The sequence below is a fragment of the Streptomyces xanthochromogenes genome (assembly GCF_014650455.1).
GTDB lineage: Bacteria > Actinomycetota > Actinomycetes > Streptomycetales > Streptomycetaceae > Streptomyces > Streptomyces xanthochromogenes.
Genome location: NZ_BMUZ01000011.1, coordinates 1 through 18,884, shown reverse-complemented (window position 1 = coordinate 18,884; position 18,884 = coordinate 1). Strand labels below are relative to the sequence as shown.

At 71.6% G+C, this 18,884-nt stretch carries 12 protein-coding genes; 7 read left to right on the top strand and 5 right to left on the bottom strand.

The window, feature by feature from the left end; genetic code table 11:
- Positions 1-130: 130 nt before the first annotated feature.
- From IE267_RS26590 to IE267_RS26575, 4 genes are all read left to right on the top strand, one after another.
- The gene (locus IE267_RS26590) at positions 131-730 is read left to right on the top strand and encodes a fasciclin domain-containing protein (RefSeq protein WP_189764969.1); all 600 of its coding nucleotides are present in this window, start codon (positions 131-133) and stop codon (positions 728-730) included.
- Positions 731-972: 242 nt separating this feature from the next.
- Complete coding sequence (locus tag IE267_RS26585) at positions 973-2,769, top strand: cytochrome c biogenesis protein CcdA (RefSeq protein ID WP_189764968.1); 1,797 nt, start codon at positions 973-975, stop codon at positions 2,767-2,769.
- Positions 2,770-2,982: 213 nt separating this feature from the next.
- Positions 2,983-4,860: a glycoside hydrolase family 9 protein gene (locus tag IE267_RS26580; RefSeq protein WP_189764967.1), complete on the top strand. Its 1,878-nt coding sequence runs from the start codon at positions 2,983-2,985 to the stop codon at positions 4,858-4,860.
- A 166-nt stretch (positions 4,861-5,026) separates the two neighbouring features.
- Complete coding sequence (locus IE267_RS26575; RefSeq protein WP_189764966.1) at positions 5,027-7,795, top strand: helix-turn-helix transcriptional regulator; 2,769 nt, start codon at positions 5,027-5,029, stop codon at positions 7,793-7,795.
- 37 nt (positions 7,796-7,832) lie between these two features.
- Here the strand turns inward: IE267_RS26575 and IE267_RS26570 are convergent, their stop codons facing one another.
- The gene (locus tag IE267_RS26570; RefSeq protein WP_161247170.1) at positions 7,833-9,242 is read right to left on the bottom strand and encodes a putative Ig domain-containing protein; all 1,410 of its coding nucleotides are present in this window, start codon (positions 9,240-9,242) and stop codon (positions 7,833-7,835) included.
- 203 nt (positions 9,243-9,445) lie between these two features.
- On the opposite strand from IE267_RS26570, the gene IE267_RS26565 reads away from it, so the two are divergent.
- A complete protein-coding gene (locus tag IE267_RS26565) occupies positions 9,446-10,213 on the top strand; it encodes an SDR family NAD(P)-dependent oxidoreductase (RefSeq protein ID WP_189764965.1) in 768 nt (255 codons plus the stop codon).
- A gap of 141 nt (positions 10,214-10,354) precedes the next feature.
- Here the strand turns inward: IE267_RS26565 and meaB are convergent, their stop codons facing one another.
- From meaB to IE267_RS26545, 4 genes are all read right to left on the bottom strand, one after another.
- On the bottom strand, positions 10,355-11,335 hold the full coding sequence (gene meaB / locus IE267_RS26560) for a methylmalonyl Co-A mutase-associated GTPase MeaB (protein WP_189765144.1): 981 nt from the start codon (positions 11,333-11,335) through the stop codon (positions 10,355-10,357).
- Positions 11,336-11,345: 10 nt separating this feature from the next.
- Positions 11,346-13,559: a methylmalonyl-CoA mutase gene (scpA, locus tag IE267_RS26555; RefSeq protein ID WP_189764964.1), complete on the bottom strand. Its 2,214-nt coding sequence runs from the start codon at positions 13,557-13,559 to the stop codon at positions 11,346-11,348.
- Positions 13,556-15,370, bottom strand: a complete 1,815-nt coding sequence (locus IE267_RS26550) for a methylmalonyl-CoA mutase family protein (protein ID WP_189764963.1) — start codon at positions 15,368-15,370, stop codon at positions 13,556-13,558. Before IE267_RS26550 ends, scpA begins: the two co-directional genes overlap by 4 nt.
- Before the next feature lie 508 nt (positions 15,371-15,878).
- A complete protein-coding gene (locus IE267_RS26545) occupies positions 15,879-16,313 on the bottom strand; it encodes a MarR family winged helix-turn-helix transcriptional regulator (RefSeq protein WP_189764962.1) in 435 nt (144 codons plus the stop codon).
- Between the two features lie 202 nt (positions 16,314-16,515).
- On the opposite strand from IE267_RS26545, the gene IE267_RS26540 reads away from it, so the two are divergent.
- Together IE267_RS26540 and IE267_RS26535 are read left to right on the top strand one after the other, a co-directional pair.
- Positions 16,516-17,337, top strand: coding sequence for an SDR family NAD(P)-dependent oxidoreductase (locus IE267_RS26540; protein ID WP_167160403.1), 822 nt, complete (start codon positions 16,516-16,518; stop codon positions 17,335-17,337).
- A 772-nt stretch (positions 17,338-18,109) separates the two neighbouring features.
- The coding region (locus IE267_RS26535) for an RHS repeat domain-containing protein (RefSeq protein WP_229861433.1) at positions 18,110-18,884 on the top strand (775 nt) is incomplete at its 3' end.

Below are 18,884 nucleotides of genomic sequence, written 5' to 3'. Positions count from 1 at the left end.
CGAATCACGGGTATGGCGTGGACTTCTCTCCGCCCGGTCCCGTCCCTCGGGCACGCGGCAGAAAGCCGCGGGGAAGCCAGAAGCCGTCCGCAGTTCGGGGTCGCTTCCGCGCCGTGGCCAAGGAGGAACCATGGACACCAGCCGCATCCGGCGCACAGTGCTCGCAGGCGCTGCCGCCGTCGTACTCCCCGCCTCGCTCATCGCCCTCGCCCCGGCGGCATTCGCCGACAGCGCCCCAGGCCCCTTCGGGACGGCCTGTGCGGGTGTGCCCAAGGACGGTGCGGGCAGTTTCGCCGGCATGGCCAAGGACCCGGTCGCGACGGCGGCCTCGCACAACCCGGCCCTGTCCACGCTGGTCACCGCCGTCCAGAAGGCCGGACTGGTGGACACCCTGAACAACGCGAAGAACATCACCGTCTTCGCGCCTACCAACGACGCCTTCAACAAGATCCCGAAGGCCCAGCTGGACAAGGTGCTGAACGACAAGGCCCAGCTGACCAAGATCCTCACGTACCACGTGGTGGGCCAGAAGGTCACCCCCGGCCAGCTGGCGAACGGCAGCTTCAAGACCCTGGAGGGAAGCACCCTGAAGACCGCCGGCTCCGGCACCTCGTACAAGGTCAACGCCAGTGCGTCCATCGTCTGCGGCAACGTCCCGACGGCGAATGCCACCGTCTACATCATCGACAGCGTGCTCATGCCGGGCATGCCCGGGATGTCGGGCAAGTAGGCGCAGACCGGCCGCGCAGGGCGTGCAGCATCACGCCCTCCCCGTCCCCCAGAGCCCCGATCCGGGCCTGGGGGACGTCGCTGTGAGGCCGGCCCGCCCCGGGGCTCTGGGGGACGGGGATCGAGCACCCGCGCGCACCGGGCGCCCGCGTCCCCCGGGGCAATCCGCCGGCGCCATGGCGACGAATCAAGGGGGCAGGAGGTCGCCGACAGTCGGCCTTCGTTTCCCGAGAGCAGGCCGCCATGCTGATCCTGATCCTGATCGGACTCCTGGGCGGGCTGATCACCGCGGTGTCACCGTGCATCCTGCCGGTCCTGCCCGTCGTGTTCCTGGCGGGCGGCCCCGGGACGGACACCGAACCCCGCCCCGGCAGAGGGAAGCCTCGAGAGCCGGCAAAAGGCGCTGCCGGGGCCACGGGCACCCTCGTGGCCGACCCGGAAGAGCTCGCCCCGCAGGAGGCTCCCCGGCGCACACGCAACCGGCGGCCCTACGCGGTGGTCGCGGGCCTGGTGCTCAGCTTCAGCTTCTTCACCCTGCTCGGCGTGACCCTGCTGTCGGCCCTCGGTCTGCCGCAGGACATCCTGCGTTACATCGGCCTGGCCCTGCTGGTGCTGATCGGGTTCGGGCTCATCTTCCCGCCCGTCGAACGTCTCCTTGAGAAGCCGTTCGCCCGCCTCCCGCAACGGCAGGTCAACCAGGGCGGCAGCGCGTTCGTCCTCGGCCTCGGGCTCGGTCTGCTGTACGTGCCGTGTGCCGGCCCCGTCCTGGCGGCGATCACGGTCGCCGGAGCGCGCGGGCGGATCAGCGCTGAGATCGTCGCCCTGACACTCGCGTTCGCCGTCGGCACGGCGGTACCGCTGCTCGCCTTCGCGCTGGCCGGACGACGCGTGGCCGAGCGCGTCGCGGCCTTCCGCACCCGGGCCCGCAAGTTCCGCATCGTCGCCGGTGTGCTGATGGTCGCCCTCGCATTCGGCCTGGCGTTCAACGTCACGGACGCCATCCAGCGCGCACTGCCCGACTACACATCGGCGGCGCAGAAGAAGATCGAGGACAGCGACACGGCCCGTCAGCAGCTGTCGGGGCTCTACGACAACGCCAACAAGGAGCTCTCCCGCTGCGAGGACGGCGTCGACCAGCTCCGCTCCTGCGGCAGGGCCCCGGCCATCGCCGGCATCGCCAAGTGGCTCAACACTCCCGGCGGCGCGCCCGTCGACCTCGCTGCCCAGCACGGCAAGGTCGTGCTGATCGACTTCTGGACCTACTCCTGCATCAACTGTCAGCGCAGCCTGCCGCACATCGAGGCGTGGAACGCCGCGTACAAGGCGTACGGGCTCGAAGTGATCGGCGTGCACTCGCCGGAGTTCCCGTTCGAGAAGGATGCGGGCAACGTGGCGAGCCAGGCGAAGAAGCTGGGCGTCACCTATCCGGTCGCCCTCGACAACAAGCTGACCACCTGGGACAACTACCGCAACCGCTTCTGGCCCGCCAAGTACCTCATCGACTCCAACGGAACGGTGCGCTACTTCAAGTTCGGCGAGGGGCAGTACGACCAGACCGAGAACCTGATCCGGACCCTCCTGCAGCAGGCCGACCCGAAGGTCCAACTGCCGCCGAAGACCGGCCAGAAGGCCGACGTCCTGACCGTGGACCGCACCCCGGAGACGTATCTCAGCAATCTGCGCATCCAGGGCTACGTCGGAACCGCGCTCGTCGACGACAAACCGGCCATCTACCACTTCCCGAAGGTGGTTCCGCTCAACAGCCTGTCCCTGGACGGGACTTGGACCGCTGGTTACGACCACTTCACTGCCGGAGGTAACGCGCGGCTCGCCTTCACCTACCGGGCCAAGAACGTCAACCTGGTCCTGGGCGGCGACGGGCCCGTGACGGTCCTCGTCAACGGCAAGGTCACCAAGACCATCCAGGTGCACGGCACGCCGTCCCTGTACGCCCTGGTCAACGACGACAAGCCGGCCCAGGGCAACCTCGAACTCCGCGTCGCCCCGGGAGTCGAGGGCTACGCCTTCACCTTCGGATAGCCGACAGCCACGGGGTCCGGTGCGGGCATCGCGTTCGGTGCCCGCACCGGACGCGACGGTCCGCGTTCCACGGGGCGGCGGAACCGCGGTGACCGGGCGCCCGTAGGCTGACGCGGGCGGCGCCGCGGGTGCGGAAGCCCGCCCGCCGGCCAACGGTCCGCCCGTCGGCCACGCGCATGTCCGTCCGTCAAGAGAAGGCAGCAGCCAGCCCCGATGTCTCCGCGCCTGCCACGCCCCCGGGTTCTCGTCTCCGGTCTCGTACTCTGCCTGGGCGCGGGAGGCATCGCCTGGTACGCGCTGCCCTCGCACCGCGACGAACCGGGGCCGGTCGCCATCCGGGTCGACCAGGGCGGCTACGTCAGCGGCGAGCACAAGACCGCCTTCGTGATGGGGCCGCGGGACAAACTGGCCGGGACGCACTTCGAGGTGGTCGACGAGGCCGGGCAGGCCGTCCTCGACGGTGCTCCCGGGCCCAGTACGGGAGCGTGGAACGGGGCGTACGACACGGTGCGGCCCCTCGACCTCTCCACCCTCACCAGGTCGGGCACCTACCGGCTGCGCGTGACCGGCACGGCCGAGGCCACCTCGCCCCGGTTCGCCGTCGCTCCGGCGAGCACCCTGATGAAGGGCCTGGCGGCCGACAACGTCCGCTTCTTCCAGGCGCAGCGCGACGGCGCCGACACCGTCCCCGGCGACCTCGGGCGCCGCCCGTCCCACCTCGCGGACCGTTCGGCGAGTGTGTACGCCCGGCCCCGGTACAACGACGACGGCACCGAGCTGACCGCCCCGCTGCGCCGGACCGGCGGTCCCGTCGACGTGTCGGGGGGCTGGTTCGACGCGGGGGACTATCTCAAGTTCACCCACACCGCCTCCTACGCCACGGACGAACTGCTGCTCGCGCAGAGGGAGTTGCCCGATGTCCCCGGTCTGGAGGCGGAGGCCCGGCGCGGTCTGTCCTGGCTCGACAGGATGTGGGACGGACGAAGCCGGACGCTCTACGCACAGGTCGGCCTGGGGGCCGGCGACAAGAACCTGCACGGCGACCACGACGTGTGGCGCCTGCCGGAGGCGGACGACGCCCTGAAGGTGCACGACGGCGACCCGGACCAACTGGTCCAGCGCCGCCCCGTCTTCCGCGCCAACGAACCCGGGGCGCCGATCAGCCCGAACCTGGCGGGCCGGGTCGCCGCCGCCTTCGCGCTGGCCGCGCAGCTCGACGCGACCCGGGATCCGGCCGCCGCCCGCCAATGGCTGGACAAGGCCGCCGCCCTCTACGGCCAGGCCGACACGCACCACCCCCGTCCGTTGGTCACCACGTTCCCGCACGCCTTCTACAGCGAGGACTCCTGGCAGGACGACATGGAATTCGCGGCGGCCGAACTGGCATTGGCCGCACGGAAGGTGGGCGACGACAGGGCGGAGGGCTGGCGCAAGCAGGCCGGCACATGGGCGCGTGCCTACCTGGCCTCGGGCAACCTCGGCACCCTCGATGTCTCCGACGTGAGCGCGCTCGCCCACGCGGACCTGCTGCGCCTCGGTCCCTCTGACCCGGTCGCCGCCGACCTGCGCAGGCAACTCGCGAACGGAGAACGCCGTGCCGCCAAGGACCCGTTCCGCGCCGGCGCCCGCTACACGGACTTCGACGCCGTGCCGCACACCTTCGGACTCGTGGCCACGGCCGCCCTCTACGCCCGGGCCACCGGCGACCACCACTACGACGCCTTCGCCGGGCAACAGCGCGGCTGGGCGCTGGGCGCCAACGCTTGGGGGACGAGCTTCATGATCGGCACCGGCGAGGTGTTCCCGCACTGCCCGGCCCACCAGGTGGCCAACCTGGCGGGCAGCCTCACCGGCCGGGGCGCGCTGCTGCGGGGCGCGGTCGTCAATGGGCCCAACGGGGCCAAGAAGCTCTCCGGTGACAACGACACCCTGGACGGGACGCGAGCGTGTGCCGCGGGCGGCGCCGAGTGGAAGCGGTTCGACGGCAAGGGCGCCCGCTACGTCGACCGGGTAGGGGCCTGGCAGACGGTCGAGCCCGCCGACGACTTCACCTCGACGGCGCTCCTGGCCTTCGCCCTGTCCGCGGCGTGACCCCCGGCGCTGTTCCCGCCCCCGGCGTGACGTACGCGGCGTTCGTCCCGAGGCACGACGTACGCAGGCGTTCCTCCCGGGACGTGCCCGCGGTGCGGCGCACGCGGCGTGGGGAGGTGGCGCCACGACGCTTGTTGGCGCCGCGGGCGCGGCCTACCGTGACGCCATGACCTCGGACCGCGGCAGCAGCCTCACGCTCGTGGCCGACGTGGGAGCGCCCTGGCGGAAGGCGGCCGACCGGGCCGGGCACCTGCTGCGCCCGGGCGGCCGGCTGGTGGTGCACGGCCCGTGGGGCTCGGGGAAGTCCGTACTGCTGTCGGAGCTGGGCCGTCGGGCGGTGGAAGCCGGCGAGCCGGTGCTGCGGATGACTCCCGCCCCCGGGGACCAGGGGCTCGCGCATGCCGCGCTCGCCACGCTGTTCGCCGCCCGGCCGTCCGCCGCGGCCGACGCACCGGCGGAGGACGAGCGGAGAGCCCTCGTCGCCGCCATCGGACGCGGGACGCCCGCGAACGCGGCCGGGGACCCGCTGGCCGTTCGTCTCGCGCTGACGGACCTCTTCGCGGCCCTCGCACGGGACCGCCCCGCGCTCCTGCTGATCGATGACGCCCAGTGGATCGACGCGGCCGGCGCCGCCGCGCTCGGCCACGCCCTGCGCGCGTCGGCGCCCGAGCGGTTGCGCGTGGTCGTCGCCGAACGCGGTGCCCACGAGACGCCGCTCGCCGGCCGGCTCTGCGGCGACCACGCGACACGGCTGCCGCTCGAACCGCTCACGGTCGACGAGGTGACGGACGCACTCAACTCGCACGCCCTGCCTGCGGGTTGGGCCGTGCGCATACACCAGCACACCGGAGGCAATCCGGCCTTGGTGCGGGCGACGGTCGAAGGTCAGCTGCGCCAACGGGCGGATCCGTGGGGCCGCGTCGCACCACCGGTGCCGGACTCGGTACGGGCCGCCGCCGACGCGTGGCTGTGCACCCTCGACCCGGGGACCCGGGCCACGCTCCTGACCGCCGCCCTGGCCCACCGCCCGAGCCCGGCCCTGCTGCGACGGGCCGGATGCGCGGACGCAGCCGCGCGTCACCTGGCCGAGGCGCGCAACGCCGGGATCGTACGGGTCGAGGCGACCGGCGTCGTCGAGTTCGGCGCGCGGGCGCTGCGGGACGCGGCCGCGCACAGCATGACGCGTTCGGCCTCGGCGGCCGCCCACCTGGCGCTGGCCGCGGCGGTCGACGACCCGGTGCGCGCCGTCCGGCACCGGCTCCTGGCCTCCGACGCGTTCGACCGGGCGCTGGCGGAGTCGGGGGAGTCGGCCGCGCGACAGGCCGGTTCGCGTGGCGAGCGGGCCCTGGCCGCGGAGCTCCTGCTCCTGTCCGCCGACCGCACTCCGGCCGGCCGTCGTGCCGAGCGCATGCGTCGCCTCGCGGCGGCCGCCTCACACGCGGCGGCGAGCGGCAGTTTCGACCTGGCCGTGCGGGTCGCCGACGCGGTGCGCGCCGCCGGCGCGGGCCGGGCGGAACAGGTCGCGGCGCTCCTCGCCCTGATCGACGCGGGCGGCCAGGCCATGGCGGAACTGGACGACATCATCGCGCGGGCCCGTGAACAGGCGGGTGACGACCCCGCGTTGCTGGCGGCCGTGCAGCTGCGGGTGGCGGTACGGACCAACCTCTGCGACGGCCTGCCGGGCAGCGCCCGCGCGGCCGCCGACCGTGCGGTGCGGATGGCCCGGAACGGGGGAGACCTCGCGCTGGAGGCGGCGGCGCTCAGCATGCGGGCCCGGATGGAGCGGATCACCGGGCACCCCGGCTCGACCCGTACCCTGGCCCGCGCGCTGGCCCTCGCGGTGCCCGCCGAGCGGGTCGGCATCCGCAACAGCCCGCAGTACCTCGCCGCGCGGCACGCCGTGTTCGACGACCGGCTCGGCTTCGCCCGTGACGCGCTGCTGCGCCTGCTGCCGCTGGCCGAGCGCACCGGCGACGCGGAGGACCTGCAGGAGGTGCTGCGGAGCCTGGCCGAGGTCGACGCGCGCGCCGGGGCGTGCGTACAGGCCCTTGAGTGGAGCGAGCGGGCCCTGAGCCAGTGCGCCGGAGCGGGCCTCTCGCCGGGGCCCGCCTCGTACACGGCGGCCCTCGCCCAGAGCGCCGGTGGCAGCTTCGCCGAGGCGGCCGCGCATGCCACCCGCGGCGTACGGATCTCCCGCGAGGAGCGCGACCTGGTCTTCACCTCGCGGAATCTGTTCGCGCTGGGGACGGTACGTCTGGTCACCGGGCATCTGACACAGGCGGCGGAGGCCCTGCGCGAGGTGGCCGGTCTGGAAGCGGACCAGCAGGTGCGCGACTCCACGGCGTTGCGCTGGCAGCCCGAGCTGATCGAGACACTGGTGGGCCTGGGCCGCCCGGACGAGGCCGGAGCCCTGCTGGCCCGGGTGCGGCGGGCCATGGGTTCTCCGGCGCTGAACACCGGCGCGGGCGCCGCGCTGGCCAGGGCCGAGGCCGCGTACCGCGACCGCAGTGGTGAACCGGACCTGGCCCGTGCCCTCCTGGAGAGCTCGCTCTCCCAATTCCGCTTGCTGGGGCTCCAGTTGGAGGAGGGGCGCACCCTCCTGCAGCTCGCCCGCCTCGAACGCGGCCGGCGTCGGCAGGCCGCGGCGAGGGAAGCCACCCATCGCGCCCACGCGCTGTTCGCCCGCATCCAAGCCCATCCCTGGACCGCGCTCCTCGGGCGGCCCGCCGCGCCCGAGGCCGGGCCGTTGACCGAGGCCGAGGCAGGGCTCGCGGCGATCGTCGCCGAGGGGGCCACCAACCAGGAAGCCGCGAACCGTCTCCACCTGTCGGTGAAGACGGTCGAGGCCATGCTGAGCCGCATCTACCGCAAACTCGCCGTCCGGTCACGGACCGAACTCGGTCCCGCACTGCGGAGGTTGACGCCGTCCGGATGACGTGCCCTCACTCCCGGAGTCCGGCGATCCGGTCGGCTCAGGTGACGGTCCACTGGAAGGATGTGCTGCCGCGCGTGCCGTTGGCCTCGGTGGCGGTCACCGTGACCGAGGTCGTGCCTCTGGCCGTCGGAGTGCCGGAGACGAGCCCGGTCTTCGCGTTGATGCTCACGCCTGCGGGCAGCCCGGTGGCGCCGAACGTCACGGCGCCGCCGTCACTGGCCTTGGCCTGGATCGTGAAGGAGAAGATCCAGTATCCGACCCAACTCGACTGATTTCCCGGGCTGTTGACGGTGACCGTGCCGCTGCCGCCGGCCGGCTTCACCGTCCAGGTGAAGGAGGCGCTGCCCGCCGCCTTGGACTGGTCGGTGGCCGTGACGGTGACCTGGTAGGTGCCGGCCGCCGTGGGTGTGCCGGAGATGAGCCCCGTGGCGGAGTCGATCGCGAGCCCCGCGGGAAGCCCGGTGGCGCTGTAGGCCAAGGTGGCGCCGGAAGTGGTGTCCGTGGCGGCCACCTGGAGGCGGGCCGGGCCCCCGACCGTACTCGTCTGGTCACCCGGGTTGGTCACGGTCACGCTGCTGCCGGGCGTCCCGCCGGTGGCGAGCTGCACCCCCAGGTCGCTCAGCGCGTTGGTGACCGGGTAGAAGCTGCTCACGGTGTCACTGCCGCCGCTCACCACGCCGAGCGCCGTCGAGCCGTCGTACAGACCGCCGCCGCTGTCGCCGGACTGCGTCAGATTCCCGGTCTGGATCAGGTGGTTGACCACCACACCGTTGTCGTAGGTGACGGTCTGGTCGACCGCGTTGACGGTGCCGCAGGTGGTGCCGGACGTCGCACCGTTCTTGCAGACGCTCTCGCCGACCCGTGCGGTGCCGACCTTGGTGAACGTGGTGGTGTCGGGGGTCAGCGCGTTGGCCACGAGGCTGGCGTCGGTGCCGTTGGGGCCGACCTTCACGGTCTTGCCGATGAAGTCGCCCGCGGGGGTCTGCCATCCGTTCGCGGCCTTGCAGTGACCGGCCGTCAGAACGTAATTGCTCTTGCCGTCCGTGACGTTGAAGCCGATGGAGCACCAGCTGCCGGTGTTGCCGACCACCTGGAGTTTGTCGCCGGTGTGCGTGGTGCTCTGCTGCACCATCCTGCCCCTGGTGTGCTCGACGCGTACCGCGCCGCCGAGGGCGGAGGCCTTCGCGAGCAGCCGGTTCAGGTCGGGGCCCTGGGCCGCGTCGCTGACGGTGAGGACCACCTGCCCGGCCGCAGGATCGAGGCCGTACGCCGTGTTGGGCACGGCCGGCAGGGCGGCCAGCTCCGACCTGGCGACTTCCGACCGGGCCACGGGATCGGCCGGTTGCGAACGGGCGCCCTGGGCCGCGAACGCCGGCGGCACGGACAGCACCGCGGCGGCGGCCACCCCGCACAACGCGGCGGCACCGGCACGTCTGGATATGTTCATTCCACACCTCTCGAAGGTCGGGGAGAGCGGTGCGGACATACTCGATCCGCCCCGGAGGGCCCGGCATCGGGGAAATCCCTCGTCCTTGGGGACCGCGGGGCAAGGGACCCGGCCCGTGTCCACCCCGCTCGGCCCGTCGGAACCCCGTGGAGGGGAGGAGAGAATGGACCCGACAGGGATCCCCCTACGACAGGAGTTCTGCCATGAATCCGCGTGCCTCGGGCCGCCGCGTCCTGGTCAGCGGTGCCTCACGGGGACTGGGCCGCGCCGTCTGCCGGGCCTTCGCGGCCAACGGCGACCGCGTCGCCGTGCACTACGGCTCGCGCGAGGACGAGGCGCGGATGACGCTGGAGTCGCTTGAGGGGCCGGGGCACGGGCTGGTCGGGGGTGATCTGTCCGACCCGGCCGGCGCCGCGGCCGTGGAGTCCGCGGCGGCCGAACTGCTCGGCGGCATCGACGTGTTGGTGAACAACGCGGCCGTGAACGTGCGCCATCCGCTCGCCGAGACCCCGTACGACGAGTGGGTGGCCGTGTGGCAGCGGCATGTCGCGGTGAACCTGCTGGGCACGGCCCATCTCAGCTACCTCACCGGGCGCCGGATCATCGAGCAGGGTACGGGCGGCCGGATCGTCAACATCGGCTCGCGCGGCGCGTTCAAGGGAGAGCCCGACCACCCCGCGTACGGCGCCACGAAGGCGGCCGTGCACGCGCTGGGCCAGTCGCTCGCCGTCTCGCTGGCCCCGTACGGCATCGGCGTCGCCTCCGTCGCCCCCGGGTTCTTCGACACCGAGCGGGTGGCGCCCCGCCTGGACGGTGAGGAGGGGGCGGCGATCCGGGCGCAGAGCCCGTTCGGCCGGGTCGCGTCGGCGCAGGAGATCGCGGCGGCCGTGCTGTGGCTGGCGTCGCCGGAGGCCGAGTGGGCCTCGGGAACGGTCCTCGACCTGAACGGCGCGTCCTACCTCCGTACGTGACGGGCCCGTTCACCGGCGCCGGGACGGAGCCTCCTCGCGCGGCTGAGCCGGGGCACACACGCCCCGGCACGACCGCGCAGGCCCGGCCAAGGGCTCCGGCCGCGCCGCCGCAGACGGCGCCGGTCGGCACGACGGCACCGGTCAGCCCGTGCGGAACACCTCCAGGATCTGCTCCGCGGCCAGCGTGGCCGTGAGCTCGCCCGCGCGCACCTGCCGCTCCAGCTCCGGGGTCAGCGAGCGGACCTCCGGGTCGGCGTGCAGACGGCCGAGCAGTTCGTCGCGGACCATGGCCCACGTCCAGTCGATCTGCTGGTCACGGCGCCGAGCCGCGAGCCGGCCGGTGGAATCCAGCAGGGTCCGGTGCTGTTCGAGGCGTTCCCACACGCCGTCGAGACCGGTCGACTCGCGAGCGCTGCAGCAGAGCACCGGCGGGGTCCAGAAGGCGTCCTTGCCGTGCATCAGCCGCAGCGCACCGGCGAGTTCACGCGCGGCGGTCCGCGCATCACGCTCGTGCGGACCGTCCGCCTTGTTGACACTGATCACGTCGGCGAGTTCCAGGACGCCCTTCTTGATGCCCTGCAACTGGTCACCGGTCCGCGCGAGCGTGAGCAGCAGGAAGGTGTCCACCATGTTGGCGACGGCCGTCTCCGACTGGCCGACGCCGACGGTCTCCACCAGCACCACGTCGTAGCCCGCGGCCTCCATGACCACGATCGACTCGCGGGTCGCCTTGGCGACCCCGCCCAGTGTGCCCGAGGTGGGGGAGGGGCGCACGAACGCCGCCGGGTCGACCGCGAGCCGTTCCATACGGGTCTTGTCCCCCAGGATGGAGCCGCCGGTCCGGGTGGACGACGGGTCGACGGCGAGCACGGCCACCCGGTGCCCGAGCGCGGTCAGCATGGTGCCGAAGGCGTCGATGAACGTCGACTTCCCCACGCCCGGAACACCGCTGATCCCGATGCGCCGGGAACGCCCGCTGTGCGGGAGCAGCTCGGTGAGCAACTCCTGCGCCAGTGCGCGGTGTTGGGGCCGGGTCGACTCGACGAGAGTGATCGCGCGGGCGATGACGGCCCGTTTCCCGCCGAGGACGCCCTTGACGTACGTGTCGAGTCCGATGGCCATGTTCACCCGTTCACACCTGGTCGTGGCCGAGCTCGGCCGCCAGCCGGGACACCAGGTCGTGTGCCGCGTCGGGGATGACCGTACCGGGCGGGAAGACGGCGGCCGCGCCCATCTCCAGGAGGGTCGGGACGTCGGCGGGCGGGATCACCCCTCCCACCACGACCATGATGTCCGCACGGCCCTCCTCGGCGAGCGCCTCGCGCAGCGCGGGCACCAGGGTGAGGTGCCCGGCGGCCAGCGAGGACACCCCGACGATGTGGACGTCCGCCTCCACGGCCTGGCGCGCGACCTCCCCCGGGGTCTGGAACAGCGGGCCGACGTCGACGTCGAATCCCAGGTCGGCGAAGGCGGTGGCGATCACCTTCTGGCCGCGGTCGTGGCCGTCCTGGCCCATCTTGGCGACCAGGATGCGGGGGCGGCGCCCCTCGGCCTCGGCGAACGCGGCCACCCGGCCTCGGGTGCGGTCCACGGCCGGGGACTCGCCTGCTTCGTTGCGGTACACACCGGAGATCGTACGGATCTGCCCCGAGTGACGGCCGTAGACCTTCTCCAGGGCGTCGGAGATCTCTCCGACGGTCGCCATCGCGCGGGCCGCGTTCACGGCGAGCTCCAAGAGGTTGCCGGTGCCGGCGGCGGCCCGGGTGAGGGCGGCGAGCGCGTCCTGGCACACCGTCTCGTCCCGCTCCTCGCGCAGCCTGCGGAGCTTGGCGATCTGCTGGGTGCGCACCGAGGAGTTGTCGACCTTCAGGACGTCGATCTCCTCGTCGGTCTCCACCCGGTACTTGTTCACCCCGATGACGGGCTGCCGGCCGGAGTCGATGCGCGCCTGGGTGCGGGCCGCGGCCTCCTCGACGCGCAGCTTGGGGATGCCCGCGTCGATGGCCTGGGCCATGCCGCCCGCCTGCTCCACCTCCTGGATGTGCTGCCAGGCCCGGCGCGCCAGGTCGTGGGTCAGCTTCTCCACGTACGCGCTGCCGCCCCAGGGGTCGATCACCCGCGTGGTGCCGGACTCCTGCTGGATCAGGAGCTGGGTGTTCCGGGCGATCCGCGCCGAGAAGTCGGTGGGCAGCGCGAGCGCCTCGTCGAGTGCGTTGGTGTGCAGCGACTGGGTGTGCCCCTGGGTCGCCGCCATCGCCTCCACGCAGGTGCGGGTGACGTTGTTGAACACGTCCTGCGCCGTCAGCGACCAGCCCGAGGTCTGCGAATGGGTGCGCAGGGAGAGCGACTTGGCGTTCTTCGGGTCGAACTGCTTGACGAGCCTGGCCCACAGCAGGCGTGCGGCCCGCAGCTTGGCGACCTCCATGAAGAAGTTCATGCCGATCGCCCAGAAGAAGGAGAGGCGCGGCGCGAACGCGTCGACGTCCAGGCCCGCCTCCCGGCCGGCCCGGATGTACTCCACGCCGTCGGCGAGCGTGTACGCCAGCTCCAAGTCGGCCGTCGCGCCCGCCTCTTGGATGTGATAGCCGGAGATGGAGATCGAGTTGTACCGCGGCATCCGCTGCGAGGTGTAGGCGAAGATGTCGGAGATGATCCGCATCGACGGCTTCGGCGGATAGATGTAGGTGTTGCGGACCATGAACTCCTTGAGGATGTCGTTCTGGATGGTCCCGGCCAGCTTCTCCGGCGGTACGCCCTGCTCCTCCGCCGCCACGATGTACAGCGCGAGCACCGGAAGGACGGCGCCGTTCATGGTCATCGACACGGTCATCCTGTCCAGCGGAATCCCGTCGAACAGCTGGCGCATGTCGTAGATCGAGTCGATGGCGACGCCCGCCATGCCGACGTCGCCGGTCACCCTGGGGTGATCGCTGTCGTAACCCCGGTGCGTGGGCAGGTCGAAGGCGACGGACAGGCCCTTCTGGCCCGCCGCCAGGTTGCGCCGGTAGAAGGCGTTGGACTCCTCGGCCGTGGAGAAACCGGCGTACTGGCGGATCGTCCACGGCTGGTTCACGTACATCGTCGGGTACGGGCCGCGCAGGTACGGCGCCGCTCCCGGATAGGTGTCCAGGAAGTCAAGACCGTCGAGGTCGTGCGCCGTGTAGAGCGGCTTGACCGGGATGCCTTCCGGGGTCTCCCACAGCAGGTCCCCGCCGTCCGACGCCTTCTTGAGCGCCGTCCGCCACTCGGCGGGCCCGGCGTCGACGGCCGGCGTGCCGAGATCGACGGCCGAGAAGTCGGGGATGGACGAGCCGCCCGCCCCGGAGGGGTTGAACGAGCTGGTCATCGGGACACTCCCATACGGTCGAGCGTGGCGGACAGGACGTCCGCGGCGTCACAGCCGGCGAAGACGTAGGTGTCGACTCCGGCGTACGTTCCCGGCCGTCCGGCGAGGAACACCTGTTGGGCACCGGCCGCACGCAGCTGTCGCGCGACGGATTCGGCCTCCTGCGCGTACACCTCGTCACTGGAGCACAGGCACACCGTCCGCGTGCCGCTCGCCTCGAAGTCGCCTTCGGTGACGGGCTCGATGCCGCCGGCCTGGAACAGGTTGGCGGCGAAGGTGAGCCGGGCCGTATGGGAGGCGGCAGGGCCCAGCGCGGCCAGGAACACGCGCGGCCTGGCGCCGGTGGCGGCGAGATGGGCGTCGGACCGGGCCCGCAGTGCCTCGAAGGCCTCGTCCCGGCGGACCCGCGGCAGACCTCCGGACGGCGCCGGGGGCGCCGGCTCGCGGACGACCGGCTTCTCACCGAGGAAGGGGAACTCGCTGACGCCGGTGACGGGTTCGCGTCGCTTCGCCAGGTTCCTGCTGCGTGCGGCCCAGTTCTCGGCCAGGCGCTCCCGCACCATTCCGGACCGCAGTGCCGCGGCCTGCCCGCCGGCCCGCTCGATCTCCTGGAAGAAGTCCCAGGCGGCACGGGCGAGTTCGTCGGTCAGGCGCTCCACGTACCAGGAGCCCCCGGCCGGGTCGATCACGCGGGCCAGGTGCGACTCCTCGATGAGGATGGTGGAGGTGTTGCGGGCGATGCGCCGGGCGAACGCATCGGTGAGGCCGAGCTCCTGGTCGAAGGGAAGCACGGTCACGGCATCGGCGCCGCCGACGCCGGCGGCCAGCGTGGCGACGGTGCCGCGCAGCATGTTCACCCAGGGATCACGTCGCGTCATCATCACCGGCGACGTCACCGCGTGCTGGAGCTGGGCCCCGTGCCGAGCGGCTCCGCAGGCTTCGGCCACTCGTCCCCACAGGCGCCGGGCCGCACGGAACTTGGCGATGGTGAGGAACTGGTCGGCACTCGCCGCGTAACGGAACTCCAGCTGCGCCAGGGCCTGTTGGACGGTCAGGCCGCTCGACGTCAGGGCCCGGAGATAGGCGACGCCGGTCGCCAGGGAGCAGCCCAGTTCCTGAGCGGTCGACGCACCGGCCTCGTGGTACGGCAGCGCGTCCACCGTCATGGCCCGCAGCCCGGGCCGGTCCGCGGCACAACGGCCCGCCAACTCGTACAGGGGCGTGGCGTCGTACGCCGATCCGGTCCGGGCCTCGTGGCCGAGCGGGTCGCCGCCCAGATTTCCCCGCGCGGCGGCCGGCGCGATGCCCGCCTCGTCGTGCAGGCGCAGCAGTTGTGCCGCGGCCGCGGCACTCTCCGCGCCGGCCTGGAGCACGATCGGGGCGAGATCCAGATAGACGCCGTCGAGGGCGGCGGGCAGCGCGGACACGGGAAAGCCCGTGTGCTCGCCGACGGAGAGCCACAGGGAGGTGACGCCGTTCTCCAGGTCGGAGAGCACCGCGGCGGAGTCCGGGACGCTGTGCGGCTGACGCACGTCCCAGCCGCCGGCCGTCTGCCCCTCGGCGCTGCCGCCGCGCACGAAGGGCGCGAACCCGGGCAGCCCGGTCGGTGGCGCGGCATCGCGAGCCGTGTACAGCGGGCGGGCGCGCAGCCCGTCTTCGAGCGCGGTGGACAGGGCGTCTTCCGCCGTCTCGGCCGAGACTTCCCTTCCCGACTTGCGCAGAACACCCGCTACCAGGTGCTGCCACTGCTCATGCGTCGCGTGAGGAAACTCGGCCGCCAAGGAGAACCCGTCGTCGGGCAGGACCGTCATGCCCGGATGCTAGGTCAGATCGACAGATGAGCAGGAGATGACGGGGTGTGACCTTGTTCTCTTTGCCGCGCGGGCGTTGGTTGCCCAGGGGAGGGGAAACGGGACTCCTTCCGGGAGTGGCGCGCCTGATCGGGCCGCGGGCCGCCGTGACGACGCGGGCCACTGGCACCTGCCGAACGGGGTGCCCCAGCTCGCGCCGGATGCGCGGGACGTGCGCATGCGGGGGGGCGATCCCGAGGTCCCGCCCGGGGCCGATCGCGAGGTTGTGATGGATCATCGTCGTCACGGTCGCAAAGTTCGTCGTCATGAAACGAAGCCGGGGCGCCTCCGCCTCGATCGGTCGCCGACAGGTTTCCGCGCCGCGCTCGACCCCAACGCCCGGACCGCCCAAGGCAGTCCGCGCCGCGCACACCGTACCCATGCCGAAGATGGGGAACTCCTGCGTCGGCATCGCGGCGTTTCCGGAGACCCACCCCGGTCGGCCAATACCTTCGCTTCCGCGACCTGGTCAGCGCCGGGGACCTGACGCCGGTTCGAGCGCCTTCCCCAGGAGGCTCACCAGCTTGTGCAGGTCGTCGGCGTCCAGTCGGGCAAACGGGCTCAGGGCCAGTGTTGCCTCGATCAGCGCCGACCGCACCCGTCGGCCGTCTTCCGTCAGTGCTGCGACGCGTGAACGGCGGTCGGCGGGGTCGGCGGAACGTTCGACGAGTCCCCGACCGGTGAGCTGATTCATGACGAAGCTGAGGTTGGGCGCGTTGCAGTACAGCCGGCCGGCCAGTTCCTTCATCGAGGGCGGCGCCTCGGCCGGGTCGATCGACCAGAGCGCCTGAGCGGTTGCCGGCGTCAGACCGTGTTCGGCCAGGACGGTCCCGATCCGGTCGCTGGTCCGCATGAAGATCTCGTGGTTCGCCACCACCGCCGCCACAAGGGTGTCTCGCGTCATGGCCTCACCCTAGTCCTTGTTGCTTCGAGTCTCGAAGTGTTACGTTCCTTCGAGACTCGAAGTAATTGGCCCCTCGTTCCCGCTGCGGACAGGGCCGTCCCCAGGGGTCCCCATAGCGGGACACTCCGCGCGTCCCGTCCTTCCCGAGGCCCGCCCACTCCGACGCGGCCCGGCAGCCCAGCCGAACAGGAAGCACTCACTCATGCACGACTACACGAACACCACCGCCGTGGTCACGGGCGCTTCGAAGGGGCTGGGCGAGGCTTACGCACGGGACCTCGCCTCCCGCGGCGCACACCTCGTCCTTGTCGCCCGCTCGGCCGACGCACTCCACACGCTTGCCGGGCAGATCCGGAAGACCCATTCCGTCCGAGTCGACGTGATCGCCGCAGACCTCTCGGACCGGCGCTCCCCGCAGGCGGTGGTGAACACCATCGAGGAACTCGGCCTGAACGTCGACCTCTTGGTCAACAACGCCGGGATGGGATCGGTGGGGCCCTTTCTCGGCCGGCCCCTCGAACCCAACTTCCAGTCCGTCGACGTCAACGTCACCGCGCTGATCGGCCTGGTCCACCTCCTGGGCGCCGGCATGGTCGAACGCGGCCGCGGCGGCATCATCAACGTCGCCTCGACCGCCGCCTTCCAGCCCATGCCCTACCAGGCCAGTTATGCCGCCACCAAGGCGTTCGTGCTCTCGTTCACCGAGGCACTCGCCGAGGAGGTCCGCAGTACCGGCGTACGCGTGATGGCGGCCCACCCAGGAGCCACCGCCACCGGATTCTTCGACCGTACGACCGCGTCCATGGATCCGAAGGCCACGGACACCCCCGTCGACGTCGCCGCCAGAACACTCGACGACTTCGCACGCGGCCGGTCCATCTCCTTCCCCGGACGCGCCTCCAACCGCGCCGGAGTCTGGGCGTCGCGCCTGTTTCCCCGGACCACGGTCGCCCGCGTCACCGGCCACCTCAACCGCAAAGCCGGTTTGGACGACGTGAGCGACCTCGACCCCGCGACCTCGTGACGCCGAGACCCGCGGTGCGAAGCCGAACAACGGCGGCGGACGGCCCGCCGATGTGACACATCCGCTGAGGAGTGCGGTTCCGGTGTTCGTGTCACCGCTGGTGGAGCCGCGGGTCCGTGCTCGGTCCCCCGAACGCCCTTGTCGCCGCACCTCTTCGGTCCGGCCCGGAGGTGAGGGCGTCATCCAATGGGGCCTCAGCGCTGGTTGAAGTCGATGCATTTCAGTCACTGTGACTGGCCTGTGTGCCTGGAGGGGCGTGAAAAGCGGTCGTCGGGGGAGAGGCAATGATCCTCAACGCCCTTTTTGGTATGGCGAGTTGCCTGGAAGGGGAGGGGCCAGTTCCTGAGGGAATGCGGATCGGGTTTCAGGGAAGGGGCCGCGTTCTTGTGTGGATGCTGTGCGAACGTGTGTGCCTCTGGTGGCCGTTGGGGCTGCCGGGCTTTGACTTCCTAACGGGGGGGAAGACGTGCGTTCGCGTACTTTCGGCATGCCCTTTCGGCATGCGCGCTTCACAGCGAGAAACTCTCTGGTCGCCTCTGTCGTAGTGCTGGGTCTTGGTGCGTCCGCCCTGCCGGCACTGGCGGCGGAACCGGCTCCGGCCCAAGGGTCGGTGTGGGGGAAGAGCAAGGCCCGGGCCGTGATGCCCGCGGTGAAGGCCGGGCAGAACAAGGCGCCCCGGAACCAGCGCAGGGCCGCATCCAGCCCGGACCGGCAACAGCGGGAGGCGGAACGGCAGTCCCGGCTCGCAGGCCAAAAGGAGGCTGCCGCTGCCGTGCCGTCGGTGAAGGTGGCCGTGCCCGAGGGGCAGGGCGATGTGCCGTGGCACCAGATCTTCGACTTCCGTATCACCGACTCGCTCGTGGGACGGATCGACTACTCGACCGGCAACATGATGCTGGCGGCCACCGACTTCGACATCGCCGGTGTCGGTGACTCGCTCCAGCTGACCCGGACCTACAACTCCTTTTTCGCTCCCGGAGGCCAGGTGTCCACCCCCTGGTGGACCGGGTACGAGCGCAGCTTGGAAGACTTCGCCGACGACGTGATCTGGTACGACTCCTCCGGGGCGACCATCAGTTTCACGAAGAACGCCGACGGGACGTTCAAGACACCGGACGGCTACGGCAAGGACCTCAAGAAGAACAGCGACGGCACCTACACCCTCACCGACCGCAAGTCCGGCTCCAAGGACACCTACAGTGCAAACGGTGTCTTGACGAAGGTCACCGACCGCAACAACGGCACCATCACGGTCACCGCCCACAACGACTCCGGCGGCTGGCTGGCAGGCTACAAGCTCACCGAGGACCGTTCCGGGCGCACCGTCGATCTCGTCAAGACGAGCGCCACGCTGTGGACCGCCACGGACAACAGCGGCCGGACCGTCACGTACGACATCGACGCGAACCGCCGCCTCGTGCGGTCCCGGGACACCGCGGGCAGGGCGACGTCCTACGACTACGACGAGGACGGACGCCTGACCAAGGTGACTACGCCCGAGTCCCGGACGACGGAGTTCACCTACGACTCGCAGAGCCGCGTCACCT